Origin of the sequence: Streptomyces sp. DH-12, from assembly GCF_002899455.1 — a bacterium.
GTDB lineage: Bacteria > Actinomycetota > Actinomycetes > Streptomycetales > Streptomycetaceae > Streptomyces.
Window position 1 is genome coordinate 367211 of sequence record NZ_PPFB01000001.1, and the last position, 18793, is coordinate 386003.

An 18793-nucleotide genomic window follows, 5' to 3' on the forward strand; every position below is an offset into this window, starting at 1 on the left:
GACGTCACTCGTGGTGCTCACCTGCGGGGCCTTTCTCGGTCAGCGGCGCGTAGTGCTCGGGGTAGCGGTACGGCTTGTGGCGGGCGCCCGCGAAGTACGGGTCGCGTTCGTCCGGGGAGGCCGTGTGCACGGCGTCGGAGCGGACCACCCACAGCGACAGGGGCTCGCCCCGCCGTGTGTACAGATCGCGGGCGGCGGCCAGGGCCGCGTCCGGGCCGGCGGCGCGCACCGACCCCACGTGCTGATGGGCCAGGCCCCTGCGGGCCCGCAGGAACACCTCCCAGGACGCCGGCGCGCCTTCCCGTGCCGCGCTCATGCGGCCGCTCCGGCCGGCTCGTCCGTCCTCGCGGCGTACGCGACGGCGGCCTCCCGGACCCAGGCGCCGTCCTCGTGCGCGGCCAGGCGGTGAGCGATGCGCTGCCGCGCCCAGTGCGTGTCGTCACCCAGGGCGCGGCGGTAGGTGTCCCAGTCGACGGGCGTGAAGTCGTAGTGGCCGCGCTCCTCGTTCCAGCGGATCGCCGGGTCGGGCAGCGTCAGGCCGAGGCGCTCGGCCTGCGGGACGCAGGTGTCGACGAAACGCTGGCGCAGCTCGTCGTTGGTGTGACGCTTGATGCCCCAGGCCATCGCGCGGCGGGAGACGGCCGCTCCCAGCGCGGCGGTGCGCGCGTCGGCGCCGCCCGCCTCGGTGTCGGGCGGTCCGAACATCAGCGCCACGGCCGGCAGCCACCAGCGGTTCACCGCGTCCTGCGCCATCTCCTTCTGCTCCGGCGTCCCCTCGCACAGGGCGCGCATCAGGTCGTAGCCCTGCCGCACGTGGAAGGCCTCCTCCTGGCAGACACGGCGCATCGCCCGGGCGTAGGGCCCGTAGGAGGTGCGGCACAGGGGTGCCTGGTTGATGACGGCGGCGCCGTCCGTCAGCCAGGCGATGGCGCCGGTGTCCGCCCAGGTCAGCGCGGGGTGGTTGAAGGTGGCCGAGGCGCGCTGGCGGCCGTGGTGCAGGGCGTCCAGCAGGTCGGCGCGGTCCACGCCGAGCGTCTCGGCGGCGGAGTACAGGTACAGGCCGTGGCCCGCCTCGTCCTGGACCTTGGCGAGCAGGACCGACTTGCGGTGCAGGGACGGGGCGCGGGTGAGCCAGGCGCCCTCCGGCTGCATGCCGATGATCTCGGAGTGGGCGTGCTGGGCGATCTGGCGCACCAACATGCGGCGGTAGCCGTCGGGCATCCAGTCGCGCGGTTCGATCGTCTCGCCGTCGGCGACGAGCGCGTCGAAGTGGGCGAGCAGCGCGTCCTCGTCCGGGGCGGCCGCCGCGGCCGCGGTGGCGGGGGTGGCGGGGGCGGTGGTCGGCGCGGTCACCGGACACCGCCCGGACGTCCGGTGACCGTCGCGGCGGTGCCGAACCGCGGGCACCGTCCCGGGACCCGGACCCGTACCGGCTGCCTGGGCACGCGCATCACTCCTTCGGCTGGGGAACCGCCCGCCGCGGGGCCGGGCGGAGCGGGTTGCTTCGTTGCGGTAAGAGGCCGGGGCCGGGGCCCGGCTATCCCCGCCGCGTCAGGTTCGGGCGCGTGACAAAGCTCACGGGAGGGCCCGGGGAGTGGGGCCGGCCGCCGCCGCCTCTTAGGGGGTGACAGTCGTGGACCGCGGCGGCCGGCACGCCGGGACGAAAGGGGAAACCATGAGCACCATCAGGGAGTTGCTGGTCGAACTCACCGGCACCGTCGAGTACGCCGACCGGATCGGCGACGACGCCGACCTGGCCGCCAGCGGCATCGACTCCGGGGACCTGGTGCGTCTCGTCCTGCTGGTCGAGCAGCGGCTCGGCGTCGAGATCACCGCCGAGGACATGGAGGAGCTGCGCACGATCGGCGATTACGAGCGTTTCGTGGCCGAGCGCACGGTCGCCGGCGCGAGCGGCGGTGCGTGATGTGGCTGACGCAGCTGCTGGAACGCAACCGCCAGTGCCGGCCCGGCCGGACCGCGCTGGTGGACGAGGAACGCAGCGTCACCTGGTCCGAACTGCACGACCGTACGTTGCGACTCGCGCGCGGGCTGGCCGACTTGGGGATCCGGCGGGGCGACCGGGTGGCCGTGCTGTCCAAGGACCGGATCGAGGTCCTGGAGAGCTACTTCGCGCTGGCCCGGCTCGGCGCGCTGTTCGTGCCGCTGAACCACAGTCTGGCCGAGCCCGAGGTCGCCGGGATCGTCGAGCGCGTCGGCGCGGTGGCCGTCCTCGGTGAGTCCGAGCTGCTGGACCGGCACACCGGGCTGCCGTCCTCGGTGCGGATCCGGATGGCCTTCGACAAGCCCGCCTTCGCGGCGCTGGGCACCCTGGCCGCCGAGCGGGAGCTGCCGGACGTCGCCGACACGGACCCGATCGCCGTGCTGCACACCTCGGCGACCACCGGGCAGGCCAAGGGGGTGACGGTCGACAGCGCGTCGTTCCGCGCCATCGCGCTGGGCTGGCTGGTGATGGCCCGCCCCACGGACGACATCGTCATGGTCAACTGCTGCCCGCTGTACCACGGCAGCATGGTCGTCTCCCTGACCTACCTGGCGGCCGGCGCGACGGTCGTGCTGATGCCCGGGTTCACCCCGCAGCGGGCGCTGTCCGCGGTGGAGGCGCACCGCGCCACCCACATGTGGCTGGTGCCGCAGATGCTGCGCTTCATGCTCCAGGCGAAGGCGTCCCTGCGCACCGACCTGTCCTCCCTGCGGGAGGTGCTGTACGGGGCCGCCCCGATGCCGCTCGACGTCTACGCCGACGCGGTGGAACGGCTCGGGTGCGGCTTCCGGCAGGTGTACGGCATGACCGAGGTGGGCGGCCCGTTCGTCACGCTCGGTCCCGACGAGCACCCCGCGCCCGGGGACGTCACCGCCCGCATCCCGTGCGGGCGGGTCGTGCCGGGCATGTCCGCCCGCGCCGTGGACGAGACCGGGCGGGAGCTGCCGCCCGGCGAGATCGGCGAGATCGTGGTGCGCGGGCCGGGCGTCATGCAGGGCTACTGGAACGACCCGGAGGCCACGCGGGAGATCACCCGGGACGGCTGGATCAGGACGGGCGACCTCGGCTTCATGGACGAGGAGGGCCGCATCAGTTTGGTGGACCGCACCAAGGACGTGATCATCCGGGCGGGCCAGAACGTCTACCCCTCGGAGATCGAGCGCGCCCTGATGACCCACCCGGCGGTCCGGGACGCGGCGGTCGTCGGCATGCCCGACGAGGACTACGGCGAGGTGCCGCTGGCGTACGTCGCCCTGGAGGCGGGCGCGGAGCCGGGCACGGCGGAGCTGCTCGCGCATGTCGCGGGGCTGCTGGCGCCGTACAAGCGGCCGCGGCGGGTCGAGTTCATCGAGCAGGTGCCGCGCAATCCCGCCGGGAAGATCGTCAAGAAGCTGCTGCGGGCATGAGCGCGTGCGGCGGCGAACGGCGATGACCGGGAGCCCGATGCGACCCGGGTCGGCCACGGCGTCTCCGTCGTGGCCGACCCGGGTCGCTGCCGTACGCGAATCCGCGCGGCCGGCCCGGACCGGTGCGGAACCCACGTGGAGGGCCCCGGCCGATCCGGGACCCGAGCCGACAGCCTCGGCCGCTGCAGAGCCCACGTGGGCGAGCCAGGCCGATGTGAAGCCCTCGAGGGCGGCCCGGGCAGGTGCGGAAGCCGTGCGGCCGGCGCAGGCCGATGAGGAAGTCGTGTGGACGGCCGCTTCGTGGGTCCGGGTCGGTGTGGAGTCCGTGGGGACAGCACCGGGTGGTGGAGAGGCGCTGTCTGCGGTCGGCGGGGGCCTGATGGCGCTCGGGCCGCTCCTGGCTGCTGCGGGGCTCGGGCTGGGTGTGGCTGCCGTGTCGGAGCCGGGTGCGGAACCGGCCGGGCCCGCCGAGGCGGCCGCCGCCGCGGCGATGCCGCCGCGGCGCCGTCTGGAGTTCCTGGCCGGCCGGCGGGCCGCCCGGCGGGCCCTGCGTGCGGTGGGGCTGGACTGCGGGGAGATTCCCCGGTCGGGGCGCCTGCCGGTGTTCCCGCCGGGCCGCACCGCGTCCATCTCGCACAGTACGGGCACAGCCGTCGCCGTGGCCGGCGCCCCCGGCCGGGACCTGCCGGTCGGCTGCGACCTGGAGCTGCGGCCCCTCCCCCGCGCAGCGGCCCGCCTGGTGCTGCGCGAGGACGAGGAGTCCCTGCTCGCCGACGCGGGGCTGCCGCTCGGTGCGAACGCGGCCTGGTCGGTGACGGAGGTGTTCTCCGCCAAGGAGGCGGCGTGGAAGGCCCTCACCGTGATGACGGGTGAGGGCCGGGAGGGTCCGGAGGGAAGCCTGCGGGAGTTGCGGGTCTCGCCCTGCGGGGACGGTCTGCGCGTGTACCTGCGCGCCGATCCCGCCCACGCCGTGCGGGTGCGGGTCGTGCGCGTCGGCGCGGGAGCGTTCAGCTACGTCACCGGCCGGGCCGGCACTCGCGGCTGAGCGGACGCCGCCCGTCCCCGGCGCATGGGGGACGGACGGCGGATCGGTTCAGCGCTCGGGCGTGCCGCCGTCCCGGTAGGAACGTCGTGCCGCGTCGGCCGCCTTGTCGGTCTTGGCGTCGTACTTGTCGCCGGTCCGCTCGTCGACCATGCGCTCGGCGCCCGAGACGCCCTTGTCGGCCTGGTCGGGGTGACCCTTGGCCATCTGCTTGGCCTTGTTCATCATGTCGCCCAGCTTGCCCACGAGGTACCTCCGGGAACGTGCGTGTGCGTCGTACCCCGCCGCGGGTACCCCCCTGGCCGGGGGTGAATCACCCGCGGTCGCCGACCCTGGCGGCCATGTTGCCCGCCGGGTGGCGGTTGTCGTGGATCAGCTGGTGCGCGAGGCCGATCTCGTCGAAATCGAAGGTCTGGGACAGGCAGGGGTCGATTATTCCCTGGTCGATCAGCCGCGTTACCTCGCGCGCCTCGCGGGCCGTGGCGACGTGCGAGCCCTGCAGGCGCTTCTGCCGCATCCACAGGAACCGCAGGTCGACGTCGCCGTTGTAGCCGGTGGTGCCGCCGCACAGGACGACCATGCCGCCGTTGTCGCACAGGTACAGGGACGTGGGGATGGTGTCGGCACCGGAGTGCTCCAGCACGATGCGCGGGCTGCGGCGCTCTCCCAGCACCTCCCAGAAGGCCCGCCCGAAGGCCCGGGCCCCGGACAGCCAGCGGCCCATGGCCTCGTCGTCGGAGGTGTCCGGCAGCCGTCCCCAGTGGTCGAACTTCCGCCGGTCGACATAGCCCTCGGCGCCCAGCTTGAGGCAGAACTCGCCGCGTTCCTCGCTGGAGACGACCGCGACGGGGATGCCGCCGACGTGCCGGACCAGCTGGATGGCGATGCAGCCGAGCCCGCCGGCGCCGCCCCAGATCAGCACCGGGTCCCCCGGGCGCACCGTGTGCGGCGGCCAGCCGAACAACTGGCGGTAGGCGGTGGCGGCGGTCGCCATGTAGCAGGCGGCCTCCGCCCACGACAGCCGGGCGGGCTTGGGGTGGCACATGTAGTCGTCGACCACCGCGAACTGGGCGAAGGAGCCGTAGTTCTCCTCGTAGCCCCACACCCGCTGGCTGGTGGACCAGGTGGGGTCGCCGCCGAGGCGGACGTCCTCGGCCTTCTCGTCCCAGCGGTTGGCGAGGACGACCACCTCGTCCCCGAGCTTCACCCCGCGCACGTCCTCGCCGACCGCCCACACGATCCCGGACAGGTCGGAGCCGCCGATGTGGAAGTCCTCGGTCGCGCCCGCCTTCTGCCGCGCGGCGATCACGTCGAGCGGCGAACCCAGCGCCGCCCAGACGTTGTTGTAGTTGATGCCGGCCGCCATCACCTTCACCAGGACCTGGCCGCGCCCCACGGGCGGGACGTCGACCACCTCGGTGCGGAAGGCGTCGACGGGCTGTCCGTAGCGCTCACGGCGGATGAGCGAGGCGTACATCTTCTTCGGGGCGGTGCCGATCTCGGGTGCGTCACCGAGTTCGTAGAGGTCCTGGGTCGCGTGCACGCTGGTTCTCCTCAACGCGGGTTCAGGGGGAAGGGGAGGCGGAGGCCCGGTCGCCGAGGCCGCGCAGGGCCTTGGCGACCGCTTCGCCGATACGGGCGATCGGTTCGGGTTCGGTCATCTCGTAGTGGCCGCAGGGCACGTGGTGGTCGTGGAGCGTTCCGTCCACGTAGGGCCGCCAGCTGTCGGCCTTGCCCGGCAGCACCGCCAGGTCCGCCGGGAAGGCGGTGGGCTGCTCCTCGGCGGCGCTGAAGAACAGCACGTCGCCGCGGTAGACGCCCGGGACGAACTGGGGCGCGATGCGCAGGTTGTTGCGCATGACGGCGGCGATGGCGGCGGCCTCGGCGCGGGTCACGGGGACGCTCGACGGATCGGCCGTGACCCGGGCGTCGATCCGGTCCAGGACGGTCTCCACGGGCGCCCCGTCGACCGCGAGCCCGGCCACCCTGGACAGCAGGGCCGCGACCTGGCGTTCGGCCGCCTCGGGGTCGTGGGCGGTGCCGTGCGGCTGGGGGGCGTCGAGCATGGCGAGGAGTTCGACCTGCTCCCCGTCGCGCTGGAGGGCGCAGGCCATGGCGTGGGCGACGAATCCGCCGTAGGACCAGCCCAGCAGCCGGTAGGGGCCGTGGGGTTGCACCTGGCGTACCAGGTCGAGGTAGTGGGCGACCATGGCGGCGGCGTCCGGGGCGGGCGGCCGGGTGCCGTCGAGGCCGGCCGCCTGGATGCCGTGGACGGGCTGGTCACCGCCCAGGTGGGGCAGCAGGCCCGTGTAGCGCCAGGCGATGCCCGCGCCGGGGTGGACGCAGAACAGGGGCGCGGCGGTGCCCTCGGCGCGCAGCGGCAGCAGGGGACCGAGCGCGGTGGTGGTGCTGTCCGGCGCCTCCTCGGCCGGCTGGTCGGCCGTGGCGAGGACCCCGGCCACGGTGGGCGCGGCCAGCAGGGTCGCCGCGGGGACGTCGAGGACACCGGCCTGGCGCAGCCGGCCCGCCAGCAGCACGGCGCGCATCGAGTCGCCGCCGAGGTCGAAGAAGTTGTCGTGCAGGCCGATGCCGCCGATGCCGAGGGTCTCCTCCCAGAGCCGGGTGACCTCGCGTTCGCGGTCGGTGCGCGGCGGTACGTGCTCGGTCGTCAGCCGGGGCCGTGGGGCGAGGCCGGGGTCCGCGGCGGCCGGGGCGTCGTCGGACGTGGCGGGGTCCGTCCGGGCGCCCGGTGCGTCGATCCAGTGGCGCCGGCGTTCGAAGGCGTACGGGGGCAGCGGCACCCGCCGGGGCGCGCCCGGCACGTGGGGCAGCGCGCTGTCCACGCCCGCGCTCCACAGCCGTCCCAGTGCCTCGGCGAGGACGAACTCGTCGGACGCCTCGGCCTTGGCGTGCCGCATGGTGGTCACCGTGACCGGTGCCTCGTCGGTGAGCCGGCCGGTGGCGAGCTTGGTCAGGGTGTCGCCAGGCCCGATCTCCACGAGGACGGGGCGCAGCCGGTCCCACAGGGCGGTGATGCCGTCGGCGAACCGGACGGTGTCGCGGGTGTGGTCGATCCAGTGCCGCACGGAGGTGGCCTGGGCGTCGGTGATCCAGGTGCCGGTGACGTTGGTGACGTACGGGATGCGCGGCGGGCGCAGGGTGACCTGGCGCAGGTGGGTCTCGTAGGCCGGCAGGACGGGGTCCAGGACGTGGGAGTGGGCCGCGACGGGGATGCGCAGGCGGCGGAACGGGACGCCGCGGCGGGTGAGTTCGGCCTCGAAGCGGGCGACGGCGTCGAGGTGGCCGGCGACGGTGCAGGCTTGGGGGCCGTTGACGGCGGCCAGGGACAGGTCGGCGTCGAGCAGGGGCCGGATCTCCTCGGCCGGGGCGGCGACGCCGACCGTGGCTCCGCCGGCGGAGCTGATGAGCCGGATGCGTTCGGTGACCAGGGGCAGCATGTCCGCCAGGTCGATGACGCCGGCCAGGCAGGCGGCCGTGTACTCGCCGAGCGAGTGGCCGATCAGCGCGTCGGGACGCACGCCCGACTCCATGAGGGTGCGGGCCAGGGCGTACTCGGTGACGACGAGTCCGAGGAACGCGGAGAGGTCGTCGGGCCGTTGCTCCTCGAAGAGGGCGGTGCGCAGGTCGGTGCCGAGGACGGGCCGCAGGATGCGGGCGCACTCGTCGACGGTGTCGCGGTAGACGGCGTGGTCGCGGTACAGGTCCTTGCCCATGCCGGGGTACTGGGTGCCGCCGCCGGGCAGCAGGAACGCCACCCGGACCGGGTCGCCGGTCAGCGGCGGGGTGGCCGGGGCGGCGGAGCGCAGCGCGTCGAGGGCCTCGGCGCGGGAGGCGGCCGAGACGGTGAGCCGGTGGCGCAGCGCGGGCCGGTCGGTGCGCAGGGAGTGGGCCACGTCGTCCAGGCGCAGCTCCGGCCGGCGCTCCAGGTGCCGGGCGAGTGCCTCGGCCTGGCCGCGCAGGGCTCCGGCGGTCCGCGCCGACAGCGGCAGCACCACGCGGCGCTCCTGCTCGGGCGGGCGCGGCGCGGCGGGTGCGACGCGGGGTGCCTCCTCCAGGACGACGTGGGCGTTGGTGCCGCCGATGCCGAAGGCGCTGACGGCGGCCCGGCGGGGGTGCTCCCCCTCGGGCCAGTCCTCCAGGGCGGTGGGCACGCGGAAGGGGCTCGCGTCGAAGTCGATGAGCGGGTTGGGCCTCTCGAAGTGCAGGCTCGGCGGGATCTGCCGGTGTTCCAGGGCCAGGACGGCCTTGATGAGTCCGGCGATGCCGGCGGCGGCTCCCAGGTGGCCGATGTTGGTCTTGACCGAGCCGAGCGCGCAGAATCCGGTCCGGTCCGTGCTGTGCCGGAAGGCCTCCGTCAGGGCGGACACCTCGATGGGGTCGCCGAGTCTGGTGGCGGTGCCGTGCGCCTCGATCAGACCGATGGTGCCGGCGTCGACCTCCGCCTGGGCCTGCGCGGCGAGGATGACCTCGGTCTGCCCGGCGGCGCTGGGGGCGCTGAAGCCGACCTTGCGGCGGCCGTCGTTGTTGACGGCGCTGCCGCGGATGACGGCGCGGATGCGGTCGCCGTCGGCGAGGGCGTCCTCCAGCCGCTTGAGGACGACGGCTCCCACACCGTCGCCGGAGGAGGTGCCGGCGGCGTCCGCGGCGAAGGCCCGGCAGTGCCCGTCGGGTGAGAAGGGTCCGTCGGGCACGTGGCGGTAGCCCAGGACGGCGGAGGGGTTGAGGGAGACGGCGGCGGCGAGCGCGGTGTCGCAGCGGTGGTCGAGCAGGTCCTGGCAGGCGGTGTGCACGGCGACCAGCGCGGTGGAGCAGGCCGTCTGCAGGGACACGCTGGGCCCGGTGAGGCCGAGTTCGTAGGAGATGCGGGTGGCGAGGGTGCCGAGGGAGTTGGCCGTGGCCGCGTGGACGAGGGCCACCGAGCCGGGCTGCCCGGCGAAGCGGGGGTGGACGTGGGCCGGGTAGTAGCGGCTGTCGCCCGCTCCCGCGTACACGCCGAACGCCTCTCCGGTCCGGTCGGCGCCGAGGCAGCCGGCGTCCTCCAGGGCGTGGTAGGCCGTCTCCAGCAGCAGTCGCTGCTGCGGGTCGACGACGGCGGCTTCGGCGGGGCTGTAGCCGAAGAAGCCGGAGTCGAAGCGGTCGATGCCCTCGACGACGGACGCCTTGCGGATCAGTGACGGGTCGTCGAGGTCGCGCGGGTCACCGCCCGCGGCGAGGAACTCCTCGTCGGTGACGGGCCGTACGGACTCCCGGCCGGCCGCGAGGTTGTCCCAGAAGGCGTCGAGGTCGTCGGCGCCGGGGAAGCGGCCCGCCATGCCGATGACGGCTACGGCGGGGACGTCCTCGTCGTGGGGTGCGGTGGTGTCGTGCACGGCCTGTGCCTCGTCCTCTCCCGGTTCGTTCGTGTGCGGTGTGCCGTCGGCCCGGTCACGCATGGCCGCGGTCCTTGCCCTGACGGGCGGTGCGGCGGGCGCGGGCGGCGCGTTGCCGGCGGGCTTGTTCCCGGGCGCGGTCCAGGCCGTCGCCGGTCTCCGACCGGGAGGGCGCCTCGGCGTCCGGCGCCGGGCCCGCGCCGGTGGCCGACAGGTGGCGGGCCAGGTCCCGGACGGTGGGGTGCGCGAACAGGTCGACCACCGACAGTTCGCTGTCGAAGGCGCGATTGACGGCGGTCTGGGCGGTGACCAGGAGCAGGGAGTTGCCGCCCAGGTCGAAGAAGTTGTCGTCCAGGCCCACCCGGTCGCGGCCCAGGACGTCGCACCACACCTCGGAGAGCCGGCTCTCCAGCCGCCGCAGGCCGTCTTCCGTCCCCGTCTCGTCCGGGCGAGCGCTCGTGCCCGCCGAGCGCAGCGTCCATCCGTCGTCGGACAGGCCGGCCGCGCGGGCGCTGCCGGTGACGGCGCGGTACAGGGCGCCGAGGTCGGTGCCGTCCTGCAGGCCGACCCGCGCGGCCAGGCGGCGGGTCTGGCGCACCGGGGCCACGACGTGGCTGCGCACCCAGGGGGCGGTGCGGTCGGCGCCGACCAGCAGGTGCGGTTCGTCGAGGGTGCGGGCGAGGTCGAAGGAGCGCAGCGCGGCGGGAACGTCGAGCAGCCGGTAGCCCCGGGCCTCGGTGAGCGCGGTGAGACCGTAGCCGCGGCTCATGCCGCGTTCGCGCCACATGCTCCAGGCGAGCGACTGCGCGGGCAGGCCGAGGCCGCGGCGGTACCCGGCGAGGGCGTCCAGGTAGGCGTTGGCGGCGGCGTAGGCGGCGTTCATGGCGCCGCCGAAGAAGCCGTTGACCGAGGAGAAGGTGACGAAGGAGTGGACCGGGTGGTCGGCGGTGAGCCGGTGCAGGATCCACGCGCCGCGCACCTTCGCCTCCAGCGCCCGGCGCCAGGTGGGGGCGTCCAGTTCGCGGACGGGGCGCTCCACGAGCGTCCCGGCCAGGTGCAGCACCGACGTCAGGGGCACGCCCCACGCCTCGGTGGCGGCCTCGACCGCGGCGCGGACCCGGGCTTCGTCGGTGACGTCGGCGCGGGCGTAGCGGACCTCCCCGCGTTCGCGCAGCCGCGGCAGGGCGCGGGCCTCGTCCTCCGGGGTGCGTCCGAGGACGAGCAGCCGGGTGCCCGGGGTGCGCAGCAGGTGGGCGGCGATCTCGGTGCCGACGCCGCCGAGGCCTCCGGTGAGCAGGGTGAAGCCGTCGTGCGCGGGCGGCTCGGTGCGGGGCGGGCTGTCGGGCAGGGGGGCGAGGCGGCGTTCGTAGCGCAGTCCGTCGCGGTACGCCACGTCCGCGCCGTCCGCGGTGGCGGCCGCCTCGGCCGTCAGGAGGGCCAGCGGGTCGGTGCCGTCGTCCGGTGGCAGGTCGAGGTGCCGGGTCCGCAGCCAGCCGCACTCCTCGGCCAGCGACTTGAGCAGTGCTCCGGCCAGGGCGTGGGGCGGGGAGGGGTGGTCGCCGGCGCGGACGGCCTGGGCGCCCGCGGACACGTGGACCAGGTCCACGGGGCGCTGCCGGCCGGACCGGGCGGTGAGGGCCCGGGCGAAGGCGAGCAGCCGCTCCGCACCCGTCGTGTCGTCCGGCGCCTCCGGGGGGCCTGCCCGGAGCCCGTCGAGGTGGAGGACGGCGTCGACGGGCCGGTGGTCGTGCTCCAGCCGGTCCAGCAGCGCGGCGTAGTCGGACTCCTCGGCGGGCCGGACGCGGTAGTGCGCGGCGTCGGTCCGGGTGTACGACGCTCCTTCGCCGACCACCGTGCACAGGCCCCCGGCGGAGCGCAGCGCGTCGGCGAGCCGTTGTGCGAGTGCGCCGGCCCGCGGGTCGCCGCCCGCGAGGACGAGGGTGTGCCGGCCGGACGCCGTGGGGCGGGCAGCGGGGCGTTCCGCGCGCTGCCACACCGGGCGCAGGAACCAGTCGGGGACGGTGGCCGCGGTGCCCAGCAGCAGCTGGGTCCGGCGCACCTCGTCGTCGAAGTCGCCCGCCTCGAAGCTCTTGCGGAGCCTGGTGCGCTGGATCTTGCCGATCTCCGTCTTGGGGACGGCGTCCCGCGCCACGGGGATGAGGAAGGACGGGCTGACGCCGATCTCCCGGGTGACCTTGCCGGCGATCTCACGCAGGGCGCGGGCCGGGTCGGCGGTGGCCTCCGGGGTGAGGTGCAGGAACAGGGCGAGTTCGTCGGTGGGTGACGAGGGGTCGGTGCGCACCGCGACCGCGGCGGTGAAACTCCGCTCCGCGTAGGGCAGTTCCTCGACGCACGCCTCGATCTCGTGGCTGTAGTGGTTCACCCCGTTGACGATGATGACGTCCTTGGCCCGGCCGGTGATGTAGAGCTCGCCGTCGCGCAGGAACGCCAGGTCGCCGGTGTCGAACCAGCCGTCGTCGGTGAACGCCTCGGCGTTGGCCGCCGGGTTGTCGTGGTAGCCGCCGGTCACCGAGGTGCCGCGGACCTGGAAGCGGCCCGCCTCGCCCTCGGTGAGGACCGTGCCCTGTTCGTCGACGATCCGCATGGCGAACCCCGGGTAGGGCCGGCCGCAGCTGACGAACGTCCCTTCGCCCGGCACGGGTTCGGCGGGCAGGACGGCGTCGGTGACCACGGAGCAGGTCTCGGACATGCCCCAGCCGGGGTGCATCACGTCCTGCGGCAGACCGAAGGGCTCGAGCGTGTGCAGGAACGCGCGGGCGGCGGAGGCGACGACCACCTCGCCGGCGTTCATGACCAGCCGCATCGGCGACAGGTCCCAGGCGCGGCCGGTGAAGCGGTGGGCCTGTTCGGCGAGGAGCCCGAAGGCGAAGTTGGGCGCCCAGGTGACGGTGACCCGGTGCCGGTCGGCGAGGTCCATCCAGCGCAGCGGGTCCTGCAGGATCCAGGAGGTGGGGGCGTGGACCTGGCGGCAGCCGAGGTACACGTCGCGCAGGTGGAACATCACCACGCCGGTGACGTGGTCGAGCGGGATCCAGTTGAGGGAGACGTCGTCGGCGCCGAGGCCGTTCATCTGCTCGGTGGCGGCCGAGCGGGTCAGCACGTTGCGGTGGGTGAGCCGCACCGCCTTGGGCAGGCCGGTGCTGCCGGACGTCATGAGCATCAGCAGGAGGTCGTCCGGCTCGGCGGGGTGCCAGTCGTGGTCCTCGGGCGCCTCGCGCAGGGCGTCGGCGGTGGTGATGCGCGGCCCGGGCCAGTCCTGCCGGGCGGCGACCGCGCGCAGACCGGCCTCGCGGCCGGCGGAGCACACGATCCAGGGCCGGCCGAGCATCCGCCAGATGCCCTCCAGTTTGGTGAGTGCCGCGGAGGGGGTGTCGTAGGAGGCGGGGACGGTCAGCGGGACGGCGACGAAACCGCCGAGGACGCAGCCCCACAGCGCGGCGAGGAAGTCCTCGGTGACGTCGCACTGGAGGATGACCTGGTCGCCGGGGCGCAGTCCGGCCCGGCGCAGTCCGGCCAGGACGCGGGAGGCCTCGGGGACGAGGGACGCGTAGGTGCGCCGGTGCTCGCTGCCGTCCGCGTGCACGTGGACGATGTCGCCCCGGTCCCGCGCGGCGGCGCGGCGCAGGGCCTCGGCCCAGCTCGGCACGGACGGCTCGGCGAGGGCGGGGCCTTCGCTGACGGCCGGGACGCCGGAGGCTTCCGCGGTGCGGGCGGCCGGGGCCGCTTCGGCGGAGCGGTCGGGCAGTCCGGTGTGGCGGCGGTCGAGTTCCTCCGGGGCGTTCTCGACCGACACGTCGACCGTGGTGACGCCGGGCAGCTGGGCGAGCCGCTCCCGCCAGGTCCGGGCCGCGGTCGCGTCGACGGCGGGCAGGGCGCGCAGTGCCGCGCCGTCCACGGTGCCTTCCTCGGTCCGGGGCAGGGCGTTGACCGCCGTGACGCGGACGGAGCCGTGGCCCGCGCGGTCCAGGAACTCCTCGACGCGTTCCGCGGCGTCGGACCGCCCGGGCACCACGTACAGGCGCGACGGGGCGTCGCCACCGCCGGGCAGGGCGTGGGCGTCGCGGATGCCGGGCACGGACAGGGCCGCGTCCTGAAGGACGGCGGGATCGGCCGCGGCCGGGGCGGGGGTGCGCTCGGGGAGGGCGGGCAGGTCCCCGAGGCGGGTAACGGGGTCGGCGCTCACCGTGCTCAGGACGTCGTGCAGCGCGCGGGCGAACGCCTCGGCGGTGCCGGCGTCGTAGAGGTCGGTGGCGTACTCGACGTGCAGCGTCAGGCCGTCGGGGGTGCCCTCGGGGCCGTGGCGCTCCAGGACGTCCACGAAGAGGTCGAACTTGGCGGTGCCGGTGGGGATGGGCCGCAACTCGGTGCGGGAGCCGTCGAGTTCGAGGACGGCCGGCCTGTTGTTCTGCAGGGCGAGCATCACCTGGAACAGGGGGTGACGGCCGGGCGTGCGGGGCGGGTTGAGGTCCTCCACCAGCCGGTCGAAGGGCAGGTCCTGGTGGTCCAGGGCGGCCAGGTCGGCGGTGCGCAGCCGGGCGAGGAGGTCCCGGAAGGCGGGGTCGCCGGAGGTGTCGGCGCGCAGCACCAGGGTGTTGGCGATCAGGCCGATCAGGGGGTCGAGGCCGGGTTCGGTGCGGCCCGCCACGGGGGTGCCGAGGACGATGTCCTCGCCGGCGCCGCAGCGGGTGAGCAGGGCGCTGACGGCGGCGTGCAGCACCATGAACAGGCTGGCGCCCTCACGGTCGGCGAGGCGCAGCAGTTCACGGTGCAGTGCGGGGTCGACGGCGAGTTCGACGTGCGCGCCGCCGCCGCGCGGCGCGGTGGGCCGCGGCCGGTCGCCGGGCAGGGTGCACTCCTCGGGCAGGCCGTCCAGCGCGGTGCGCCAGTGGGCGGTGAGCCGTTCCAGCCGGCCGGGGCCGTCCGGTCCGGGGGCCAGCAGGGCGCGCTGCCACAGTGCGTAGTCGGCGTACTGCACCGCCGGCGGGGTCCAGTCGGGGGCCCGCCCCTGGCGGCGGGACGCGTAGGCGGCGGACAGGTCGGCGGCGAAGGGGCCGAGCGACCAGCCGTCGGCGGCGGCGTGGTGCAGCACGAACAGCAGGACCCGCTCGGTGCCGGTGCCCAGCAGCCAGGCCGCGAGGGGGCTTTCGGCGGTCAGGTCGAAGCGGCGCCGCAGCGCGGCGGTGACATGGGCGGCGGTCTCCGCGGCGGGGCAGTCGATCCGCCGCAGCACCGGGCGCAGCTCTCCCGGCGCCAGGATGCGCTGGTAGGGCACTCCGTCGTGCTCGGCGATCACCGTGCGCAGGCTCTCGTGCCGGTCGGCCAGGTCGCCGAGGGCCGTGTCGAGCGCCTCGGCGTCCAGCTCCGGCCCGGCGGGGACGAGGAGCGGGATGTGGTAGGTGGCCGCGCCCTCGTCGAGCCGGTTCAGGAACCACATGCGTTCCTGCGCGAAGGACAGCGGCACCCGCCGGGGGCGCGCGACGTCGCCGAGGACCGGCCGGGGCAGGGCATCGTGCGCCCGTACGGCGACCCGACGTGCGAGCGCCGCCGGGGTCGGCGTCTCGAACAGGGCGGTGATGGGGATCTCCGCGCCGGTCCCGTGCCGCAGACGGGCCAGCAGTCTGGTGGCGAGCAGGGAGTCGCCGCCCAGGTCGAAGAAGCCGGCGTCCACCCCCACGGAGTCCCGCGGCAGCTGCAGCACGTCCTCGAACAGGGCGCACACCAGGGCCTGTTCGGGTGTGACGGGACGGGCGCCGGACGCGGCGGCGGTGAAGTCGGGGTCGGGCAGGGCCTGGACGTCGAGCTTGCCGTTCGCGGTCAGCGGCAGGGTCTCCACCGGGACGCAGGCGGCGGGGACCATGTGCTCGGGCAGGTGGGCGGCGGCGTGGGCGCGCAGGTCGGCGGGGCTCGCGGGTGCGTCGTCGCCGGAGGGGACGGTGTAGGCGACGAGGTGCAGGGCGCCGTTGCCGGCGTGGCGGGGTACGACGGCGGCGCGGGTGACGCCCGGGTGGGCGGCGAGGACGGCCTCGATCTCGCCGGGCTCGACGCGGAAGCCGCGCAGCTGAATCTGGGCGTCGGCGCGGCCGAGGTAGTCGAGGGTGCCGTCGGGGCGGCGCCGGGCCAGGTCGCCCGAACGGTACATGCGGGTGCCGGGCGGGCCGTAGGGGTCGTCGAGGAAGCGTTCGGCGGTCAGCTCGGGGCGGTGCAGGTAGCCGGTGGCGACACCGGCGCCGGAGACGTACATCTCGCCGGTCGCGCCGGGCGGTACCGGGCGTCCCGCGGCGTCCAGCAGGTGGACCCGGAGGTCGGCGAGCGGAGTGCCGATGACGCCGGCGCGGCGCGGGTCGTCCAGGTCGGCCGCGGTGAGCCGGTGGTGGGTGACGTGCACGGTGGTCTCGGTGATGCCGTACATGTTCACCAGCGCCGGGCGGTCCAGGCCGTGCCGTTCGGTCCAGGGGCGCAGCCGCGCCGGGCGCAGGGCCTCCCCGCCGAAGACGACGTAGCGCAGCGCCCCGGCGTCACCCCCGTGTTCCGCGTCGGCGTCGACGAGCTGCTCGAACGCGGACGGCGTCTGGCTGAGGACGGTGACACCCTCCCGGTGCAGCAGGTCCAGGAACTCGCGCGGCGAACGGCTGACGGCGTAGGGCACGACGACGAGCCGGCCGCCGTGCAGCAGGGCGCCCCAGATCTCCCACACGGAGAAGTCGAAGGCGTAGGAGTGGAACAGCGTCCACACGTCGTCGGCACGGAAGTCGAAGTGCTCGGCCGCGGCGGCGAAGAGCCGTACGACGTTGGCGTGCGGCACGGGTACGCCCTTGGGGCGGCCGGTGGAGCCGGAGGTGTGGATGATGTAGGCGGTGTCGGACGGGCCGGCCGGGCCGTGCCGTTCGGCGTCGGTCAGGTCGGCGCCGGAGCGGCGGGCGAGGTCCGCGGTCACCTGCGGGTCGTCCAGCAGCACGGCGGGGACGGCGTCGTGGGCGAGGTGGGCGTGGGTCTGCTCGGTGACCAGCACCACGGGGGCCGCGTCCTCGACGACGAGCCGCAGCCGCTCGGCCGGCTGGCCGGGGTCCAGGGGCAGGTAGGCGGCGCCGGTCTTGAGGACGGCCAGCAGGGCGGGCAGCAGCCGCAGGCCGCGTTCCAGGGCGAGCGCCACGACCCGGCCGGGCCCCGCGCCGTGCGCGGTCAGCAGCCGGGCGAGCCGGTTTGCCTCGGTGTTGAGCGCGGCGTACGTGAGCCGTTCGTGCCCGTGGCTGACGGCCGTGCGCTCGGGCCCGGCCGCCACCTGTGCCTCGAACAGTTCCGTGAGGGTCCGCTCGGCCGGGAAGGTGCGGACGGGTGTGTCGCGGGGGTGTTCACCCGGCAGCAGGACGTCCAGGTCGCCCAGCGGCGTCACCGGTCCGGCCGCGGCCAGCCGGTGCAGCACCGCGAGGAACCTCTCGCGGTGCAGGGCGAGTTCGTCCTCCTCGTACAGGGCGGGATTGGCGTCGAAGGCCAGCCACAGGCCGCCGCCGCGGGGGCCGGGACGCACCGAGATCTGGAAGTCGTCGACGGCTCCGCCGGACAGGTGGTGCCAGGTGGTGGGGTGTCCGCCGAAGACCGGGGACTCGTCGAACGGGACGATGTTGAGCACCGGTCCGTACAGCCGGCGCCCGGTGCCCAGCAGGCCCAGGTCGCGGCGGAGGAACTCGCCCCGGTAGCGCTGGTGGCGGCGCAGGGCCTTCAGTTCACCGGCGACGGCTCGGACCAGCTCCGCGACGGGCGTGCCGGGGGTGGCTGCCACGCGCAGCGGGAGGACGTCGGAGGCGGTGCCCGGGGTGCGCAGGGCGGCGCTGCCGAGGCGGCTCATCGTGGCCAGACCCAGCACCAGGTCTTCGGCGCCGGTCATCCGGTGCAGGTAGGCGGCGGTCGCGGCGGTGAGCAGGTCGGTGCGCCGGACCCCGAGGCGGGCCGCCGCGGCGTCGAGCGCTTCGGTCTCGGCGGGCGTCAGTTCGGCGGTGCGGCGCAGGAAGGGCGCCGTGGGGGCCGCCGTGCGGGAGGTGAGCCGGGCGGGCTCGGGCAGGTCGGCCAGGCGCCGCGCCCAGTGGTCACGGTCCTGGGCGTGCCGTTCGGAGGCGAGGTAGGCCGCCTCCTCCTCCTGGAGCCGGCTCACCGGTGCGAAGGCGCTGGGCTCCGGTTCCCGCCCCTCGGCCAGGGCGTTGTAGGCGTCGGCCAGGCGGCGCCCGAGGAGCTTGTAGCTGTAGCCGTCCAGGAGCAGGTGATGTGCCCTCAGCAGCCAGAGGTGGCGGTCGGACGCCAGGGTCAGCAGGGTGTGCGCGAAGAGGGGGCCTTTCTCCAGGTCGACGGGGGTCGCGAGGTCGGCGCGGACGTGCTCCCACGCGGCGGCCTCGGGGTCCCCGGCGCCGCTGACGTCGACCCGGTGCAGGGGCCAGTCGTCCGCGTCCGGTGCGGGGTGGCAGCGGGGGCCGTCGTCGGTGTCGGCGAAACGCAGGGCGAAGGTGTCGGCCTCGGCGACGACGCGCCGCAGCGCGGTCTCGAACAGGGCGGTGTCGAGGGGTCCGTGGACCTCCACGGCCTCCGCGGTGTTGTACGCGGCACTGTCCGGTGCGAGCCGTCCGGCGTACCAGAGGCCCTCCTGGGCTCCGGACAGCGGTCGACGTGCGTCCTCCTGGAGTGACATAGCGCAACCCTCACGTGGCAAGCCGTAGATGTCCCGGACGGCGAAGGCCCGGCCGGATCGGACGGGTGCGGCCACCCCCGTGCCGCCCGCGCGGGTGGTTACGCGCCGGGCCGCCGGCCCGCGGGGCGGGGAAGGGACCGCACGCCGAGGTCAGGGGGATCACGTCACCTGACCCGGTTTCACGGCACAGCACGGTGCTGCACCGGCACCGGTGGGGTCAAGGTGAACCGGCTCCCGGGGCGCCGGTTCAGGGGTTTC

The 18793-nt window shown here is 75.1% G+C and carries 9 protein-coding genes; 3 read left to right on the plus strand and 6 right to left on the minus strand.

Annotation, left to right across the window (positions count from 1 at the left end):
* Positions 1 to 4 precede the first annotated feature (4 nt).
* Both paaB and paaA read right to left on the minus strand, forming a co-directional pair.
* The gene (gene paaB / locus C1708_RS00955; RefSeq protein ID WP_106410831.1) at positions 5 to 316 is read right to left on the minus strand and encodes a 1,2-phenylacetyl-CoA epoxidase subunit PaaB; all 312 of its coding nucleotides are present in this window, start codon (positions 314 to 316) and stop codon (positions 5 to 7) included.
* On the minus strand, positions 313 to 1353 hold the full coding sequence (paaA, locus tag C1708_RS00960) for a 1,2-phenylacetyl-CoA epoxidase subunit PaaA (protein ID WP_502696044.1): 1041 nt from the start codon (positions 1351 to 1353) through the stop codon (positions 313 to 315). Before paaA ends, paaB begins: the two co-directional genes overlap by 4 nt.
* Positions 1354 to 1675: 322 nt before the next feature.
* Here paaA and C1708_RS00965 point away from each other — a divergent pair, with 322 nt between their 5' ends.
* From C1708_RS00965 to C1708_RS00975, 3 genes are all read left to right on the plus strand, one after another.
* Positions 1676 to 1924 (plus strand): acyl carrier protein, encoded by a 249-nt coding sequence (locus C1708_RS00965; RefSeq protein WP_106410833.1) that lies wholly within the window; start codon positions 1676 to 1678, stop codon positions 1922 to 1924.
* Positions 1924 to 3408 (plus strand): class I adenylate-forming enzyme family protein, encoded by a 1485-nt coding sequence (locus tag C1708_RS00970; protein WP_106410834.1) that lies wholly within the window; start codon positions 1924 to 1926, stop codon positions 3406 to 3408. The genes C1708_RS00965 and C1708_RS00970 overlap by 1 nt, the downstream gene beginning before the upstream one ends.
* A gap of 325 nt (positions 3409 to 3733) precedes the next feature.
* A complete protein-coding gene (locus tag C1708_RS00975) occupies positions 3734 to 4453 on the plus strand; it encodes an enterobactin synthetase (protein WP_241911131.1) in 720 nt (239 codons plus the stop codon).
* Positions 4454 to 4501: 48 nt separating this feature from the next.
* Here C1708_RS00975 and C1708_RS00980 read toward each other — a convergent pair whose 3' ends face one another.
* The 4 genes from C1708_RS00980 to C1708_RS00995 form a co-directional block, all read right to left on the minus strand.
* Entirely contained in the window at positions 4502 to 4696 is a 195-nt protein-coding gene (locus C1708_RS00980; protein WP_106410836.1) for an antitoxin, read from the minus strand.
* A 67-nt stretch (positions 4697 to 4763) separates the two neighbouring features.
* Complete coding sequence (gene ccrA, locus C1708_RS00985) at positions 4764 to 5993, minus strand: crotonyl-CoA carboxylase/reductase (protein WP_106410837.1); 1230 nt, start codon at positions 5991 to 5993, stop codon at positions 4764 to 4766.
* Positions 5994 to 6015: 22 nt separating this feature from the next.
* The gene (locus C1708_RS00990; RefSeq protein WP_198602369.1) at positions 6016 to 9903 is read right to left on the minus strand and encodes a type I polyketide synthase; all 3888 of its coding nucleotides are present in this window, start codon (positions 9901 to 9903) and stop codon (positions 6016 to 6018) included.
* A complete protein-coding gene (locus tag C1708_RS00995; RefSeq protein ID WP_106410838.1) occupies positions 9896 to 18535 on the minus strand; it encodes a non-ribosomal peptide synthetase in 8640 nt (2879 codons plus the stop codon). Before C1708_RS00995 ends, C1708_RS00990 begins: the two co-directional genes overlap by 8 nt.
* Positions 18536 to 18793 lie beyond the last annotated feature (258 nt).

Coding starts and splice junctions, on each gene's coding strand:
- paaB (WP_106410831.1), bottom strand. CDS start 316: ATGAGCGCGGCACGGGAAGGCGCGCCGGCGTCCTGGGAGGTGTTCCTG.
- C1708_RS00965 (WP_106410833.1), top strand. CDS start 1,676: ATGAGCACCATCAGGGAGTTGCTGGTCGAACTCACCGGCACCGTCGAG.
- C1708_RS00970 (WP_106410834.1), top strand. CDS start 1,924: ATGTGGCTGACGCAGCTGCTGGAACGCAACCGCCAGTGCCGGCCCGGC.
- C1708_RS00990 (WP_198602369.1), bottom strand. CDS start 9,903: ATGCGTGACCGGGCCGACGGCACACCGCACACGAACGAACCGGGAGAG.
- C1708_RS00995 (WP_106410838.1), bottom strand. CDS start 18,535: ATGTCACTCCAGGAGGACGCACGTCGACCGCTGTCCGGAGCCCAGGAG.